Below are 1034 nucleotides of genomic sequence, written 5' to 3' on the forward strand. Positions count from 1 at the left end.
GTGCAGCCTCCGCGGAGGCTCGGTGGAGGCTCTGGTCCCCGGCGGCGTTCCGGTGCAAGGAGGGGGGCCATGTCCCGCCCCTCGCCCTCGCCGCTCTCCTGGTTCCTGCTCGTCGTCCTCGGCCTGACCTGGGGCGGCTCGTTCCTCAGCATCGCCAAGGCCCTGACCGGCTTCGAGCCGCTGACCATCGCCGCCGGGCGGATCGTGATCGCGGCGGCGATCCTGACCGCGACGGCCTTCGCGACCGGAGTCGGGCTGCCGTCGCGGCGGACGGCGCACGGGCGGCGCGTCTGGCTGCACTGCATCGGCATGGGCGTCCTGTCGAACGCGCTGCCCTTCGCGCTGCTGCCCTGGGGACAGGAGCGGGTGAGCTCGGGATTCGCCGGGATCACCATGGCGGTGGTGCCGCTCCTGGTGCTGCCGCTCGCGCACTTCTTCGTGCCGGGCGAGCGGATGAGCCTGCGCAAGGCGGTGGGCTTCGTGGTCGGCTTCGTCGGCGTCGTCCTCCTCGTCGGCGGGCCGGGCGGCGAGGCCGGGGGCGGCGGCGACGGGCTGGCGCGGCTCGCCTGCGTGGCGGCCTCCTGCTCCTACGCGCTCGGGGTGATCGTGACCCGGCTGACGCCGCGCTGCCCGACCCTCTCCTTCGGGGCGGCGAGCCTTCTCGTCGCCACCCTCGTCTCGGTGCCGCTGGCGCTCTGGTTCGAGGCCTGGCCGGCGGCGCCGCCCTGGCCGGCGGTCGCGGGGCTGCTCTATCTCGGCATCTTCCCGACCGCGCTCGCCACCATCGCGCTCGTCTACGTGGTGAACGCGGCCGGGCCGACCTTCATGAGCCTCGTCAACTACCAGGTGCCGGTCTGGGCGGTGATCCTCGGCATGGTGGTGCTCGGCGAGACGCTGCCGCCGCAGTTCCTGCTCGCGCTCGGTCTGATCCTCGCCGGGCTCGCGGTGTCGCAGCTGCCGGTCGGGCGGCGCCGTCCGTCCTAGGTCGTGGACTCATAGTGTTTGAGCCAGAGGCGGGCTGAGGCGAGCAGGAC

The 1034-nt window shown here is 73.6% G+C and carries 1 protein-coding gene; it reads left to right on the plus strand.

All coding sequences use genetic code 11. The features are described 5' to 3' along the window. The first annotated feature begins 69 nt into the window (after positions 1-69). Complete coding sequence (locus Q0112_RS17565) at positions 70-984, plus strand: DMT family transporter (protein ID WP_297977311.1); 915 nt, start codon at positions 70-72, stop codon at positions 982-984. Positions 985-1034 lie beyond the last annotated feature (50 nt).

The organism is uncultured Amaricoccus sp. (assembly GCF_937858865.1).
In the GTDB taxonomy this organism is placed as follows: Bacteria; Pseudomonadota; Alphaproteobacteria; order Rhodobacterales; family Rhodobacteraceae; genus Amaricoccus.

Bases quoted from the DNA above. Each gene is read 5' to 3' on its own strand.
- Q0112_RS17565 (WP_297977311.1), top strand. From the start codon at position 70: ATGTCCCGCCCCTCGCCCTCGCCGCTCTCCTGGTTCCTGCTCGTCGTC.